Origin of the sequence: Curtobacterium sp. APC 4022 (assembly GCF_030407555.1) — a bacterium.
Lineage (GTDB): Bacteria > Actinomycetota > Actinomycetes > Actinomycetales > Microbacteriaceae > Curtobacterium.
In genome coordinates, this window is sequence record NZ_JASDDD010000097.1 from 1 (window position 1) to 3,763 (window position 3,763).

Below are 3,763 nucleotides of genomic sequence, written 5' to 3' on the forward strand. Positions count from 1 at the left end.
GGGATACTTGAGGCATGCCGCTGTACCGGGACGAGTGCGTCGTGTTGCGCACCCACAAGCTCGGTGAGGCCGACCGCATCGTCACGATGCTCAGCCGGGAGCACGGCAAGATCCGCGCCGTCGCGAAGGGCGTGCGCCGGACCGCGTCGAAGTTCGGCTCGCGGCTCGAACCCTTCATGGTCGTCGACGCCCAGTTCTACGAGGGCCGCTCGCTCGACATCGTCACCCAGGCGGAGTCCCTCGGCGCGTACGGAGCCCGCATCGTCGCCGACTACGGCGCCTACACGGCGGCGAGTGCGATGGTCGAGACCGCCGACCGACTGAGCGAGGCGGACGCGGGACTGCAGCAGTACCTGTTGCTCGTCGGAGCGCTGCGGTCGCTGTCGCGCGGGGAACACCAGCCGAGTGCGACCCTCGACTCGTACCTCCTCCGCGCGATGAGCATCGCCGGGTGGGCACCCTCGTTCAGCGACTGCGCGGTCACCGGGGAGCCCGGGCCGCACTCGGCGTTCGTCGTGCAGCTCGGTGGGGTCGTGGCGGACTCGGCAGCGCCTCCCGGCACACCACGGTTGGACCCGGCGACACTCGCCGTCCTCGGACAGCTGCTCGCCGGGGACTGGGGGAGCGTCGACGTGACCGACGAGCGGACGAGATCGCGGGCCTCCGGCGTGGTCGCGGCGTACGCGCAGTGGCACCTGGAACGATCGCTCCGTTCGTTGCCGCACGTCGACCGCACCGAGCACCCGTCACCGCTCGCCCCACACCCCGGTGGTGTGCCGGCGGCGGTCGCAGCGGTGCCGGCGCCCGCCGTGCCGACGCCGGACGACCACGACCCTGCCCTCGGAGGAACCCGCGCATGAGCCCTCGCCGTCCCGCTGCCGAACCGGGCCCCTTCCTGCCGGTCGACTGGACCGGCGAGCAGCCCCCGGCGATCCCGAAGCGGTTCGTGCCCGGTCACGTGGCGATCGTGATGGACGGGAACGGCCGGTGGGCGAACCAGCGCGGCCTCACCCGGATCGAGGGGCACAAAGCGGGCGAGGCCTCGCTGCTCGACGTCGTCGCCGGCGCGATCCAGATCGGCGTCACGCACGTGTCCGCGTACGCGTTCTCGACCGAGAACTGGAAGCGCTCACCCGAAGAGGTCCGGTTCCTCATGGGCTTCAACCGTGACGTCATCCGCCGCCGCCGGGACCAGCTGCACGAGTGGGGCGTCCGGGTCCGCTGGGCCGGGCGCACCCCGAGGCTCTGGCGCAGTGTCATCGACGAGCTGCAGACCGCCGAGGAGATGACGGCCGGCAACGACGTCCTGACGCTGACGATGTGCGTCAACTACGGCGGCCGGAACGAGATCGCCGACGCGGTGCGCTCGATCGCGGACGACGTCGCCGCTGGACGCCTCAAGCCGAGCCAGGTGACCGAGAAGACCCTGGCGAAGCGGCTGTACGTGCCCGAGCTGCCGGACGTCGACCTGTTCCTCCGCAGTTCGGGGGAGCAGCGGACGAGCAACTTCCTGCTGTGGCAGTCGGCGTACGCCGAGATGGTGTTCCTCGACCGGCTCTGGCCCGACTTCCGACGCACCGACCTGTGGGGTGCGATCGAGGAGTACGCCAGCCGCGACCGTCGCTACGGCGGCGCGGTCGACACGCCCACGGCGTAGCGCGGCGGGCGGCTGCCCCGGCGCCGCTGCCGGCCGCCCGCGCGGCCGAGGCTCGGCCCCGCGGACATGTTGCGCCGTTCGGAGGCCGCGATGTGTCCGCTCAGCCGAGGCTCGGCGCTGGCCGACCGGCCGGCGCGGGCGTCGCGGCCGCGTCAGGCGAGCAGGTGGGCCGCGGAGCGGACCGCGTCGAGCGCCGCACGGACACTCGGCACGCGGTCGGCCCCGCGGGCGACGACGACCTCGACGCGGCGCGCCAGGTCGTCGTCCACGGGGTCGATCGCGACGCCGGCCGGGATGACCGTCGTGGCGAGGGCCAGCCGGGGGAGCAGCGCCACCCCGAGCCCCGCGGCGACGAGCCCCACGACCGCGGCCGCGTTGTCCGTCTCGAGGACGATGTCCGGCGTGAACCCCGCGCTCGCGCACGAGGCGAGCAGGTGCCCCCGGCAGCGCGGACACCCACCGATCCAGCGGGCGTCACGGTGGGACGCGAGGTCCACGACGGTCGAGCCGGCGGGGCGGACGGGACCCGGGCCTCCCGTCACGAGCGGCTGGCCGGCAGCGACGGGCGTGACGAGCGCGAGCGGGTCGCGGCCGAGTGCCCGGGTGACGAGGCCCGGGTCGGGGACGGCACCGACCTCGTCGCCGACGTAGGTGAAGGTGAGGGCGACGTCGACCTCGCCACCGCGGAGCAGGTCGAGCGCCTCGGGAGGCTCGACCTCCACGTACGAGGTCGTCACCCCCGGCGCCGTCGCGGCCAGGCGCGCGAGCACCGCGGGCACGAGGGCGGAGGACGCGCTCGGGAACCCCGCGAGCCGGACACGCCCGCGGGTGAGTCCGCCGACGGCGTCGAGGTCCTCGCGCGCCGCGTTCAGCGCCGCCTGCACGTGCAGGGCGTGGTCGGCGAGCACCTGGCCGGCGTGCGTCAGGGTCGCGCCGCGGCCGCCCCGCAGGACGAGCGCGTGCCCGAGGCGCTGCTCGGCCCGGGTCAGGAGCTGGCTGAGCGCGGGTTGGCTCGAGCCGAGTGCGGCGGCTGCGCGGGTGATCGACCCGCTGTCGGCGACGGCGCGCAGGACGCGGAGCAGCTGCGGGTCGATGTCGTCCATCACATGATGTTACCGGTGGCACAACGAACCTGCTCTGGCGTGATGGCTCGAGCGGCGGGACCCTGTCGGACATGGACTCGTTCCCCGCCGGCCGCGGCTACCTCGCGGCGTGCACCGCCGGACTCCCGTCGCACGGCACGCTCGCCGCGCAGCGCGCCGACCTCGACGCGTGGTCCCGAGGCGAGTCCTCGCCCGCCCACTACGGTGCCCTCGTCGAGGAGGGACGCGCGCTCTTCGCCGACCTGGTCGGTGTGCCGGCAGCGCAGGTCGCGACCGGGTCCCAGACCTCGGTGATGGCCGCCGTCGTCGCCGACGCCCTGCCGGACGGCGCCGAGGTGGTCGTCCCGGACGGCGACTTCAGCTCCGTCGTCTTCCCCTTCCTGGCGCAGGCGCACCGCGGCGTGCGCGTCCGGAGCGTCCCCCTCGCCGAGCTCGCCGCCTCGATCGGCCCCGACACCGCGCTCGTCGCCTGGTCCGTCGTGCAGTCCGCCACCGGCATCGTCACCGACCCGGCACCCGTCCTCGCCGAGGCACGACGGGTCGGCGCCCTGACGCTCTGCGACCTGACCCAGGCCGCCGGGGTCCTGCCCGTCGCCGCCGCGCCGTTCGACATCACGATCACGCACACCTACAAGTGGCTCTGCGCACCCCGCGGCGTCGCGTTCATGACGCTCTCCGACACCGCACTCGGCCGCCTGCGCCCCGTCCAGGCCGGCTGGTACGCGGGCGAGGACGTCTGGTCCTCCTGCTACGGCCCCGCCATGCACCTGGCCGACGACGCCCGCCGCTTCGACGTCTCGCCGGCCTGGCAGGCGTGGCCCGGAGCGGTCGCCGCACTCCGGCACGCCGTCTCGCTCGACGCGCACACGACCTGGAGGCACGCCACCGGACTCGCAGACCGGCTCTGCGACGCGCTCGGGTCACCGCGGCAGGGGCTCGGCTCGGGTGGGCAGGCGATCGTCACGTTCCCCGACGCCGACGGCACCGGGCTGCGGGCACTGAC

At 74.4% G+C, this 3,763-nt stretch carries 4 protein-coding genes; 3 read left to right on the forward strand and 1 reads right to left on the reverse strand.

Going from position 1 to position 3,763, the window contains the following annotated elements; all coding sequences use genetic code 11:
• Window positions 1-14 precede the first annotated feature (14 nt).
• A complete protein-coding gene (gene recO / locus QL987_RS16745; protein WP_204608116.1) occupies window positions 15-860 on the forward strand; it encodes a DNA repair protein RecO in 846 nt (281 codons plus the stop codon).
• A complete protein-coding gene (locus QL987_RS16750; RefSeq protein ID WP_111076089.1) occupies window positions 857-1,657 on the forward strand; it encodes an isoprenyl transferase in 801 nt (266 codons plus the stop codon). Before recO ends, QL987_RS16750 begins: the two co-directional genes overlap by 4 nt.
• A gap of 152 nt (window positions 1,658-1,809) precedes the next feature.
• Here QL987_RS16750 and QL987_RS16755 read toward each other — a convergent pair whose 3' ends face one another.
• A complete protein-coding gene (locus QL987_RS16755) occupies window positions 1,810-2,760 on the reverse strand; it encodes a LysR family transcriptional regulator (RefSeq protein WP_290158787.1) in 951 nt (316 codons plus the stop codon).
• A gap of 71 nt (window positions 2,761-2,831) precedes the next feature.
• Between QL987_RS16755 and QL987_RS16760 the strand changes: the two genes are divergently transcribed.
• Window positions 2,832-3,763: aminotransferase class V-fold PLP-dependent enzyme (locus QL987_RS16760; RefSeq protein WP_290158788.1), on the forward strand; the 932-nt coding region annotated here is incomplete at its 3' end.

Bases quoted from the DNA above. Each gene is read 5' to 3' on its own strand.
- QL987_RS16755 (WP_290158787.1), bottom strand. From the start codon at position 2,760: ATGGACGACATCGACCCGCAGCTGCTCCGCGTCCTGCGCGCCGTCGCC.
- recO (WP_204608116.1), top strand. From the start codon at position 15: ATGCCGCTGTACCGGGACGAGTGCGTCGTGTTGCGCACCCACAAGCTC.
- QL987_RS16750 (WP_111076089.1), top strand. From the start codon at position 857: ATGAGCCCTCGCCGTCCCGCTGCCGAACCGGGCCCCTTCCTGCCGGTC.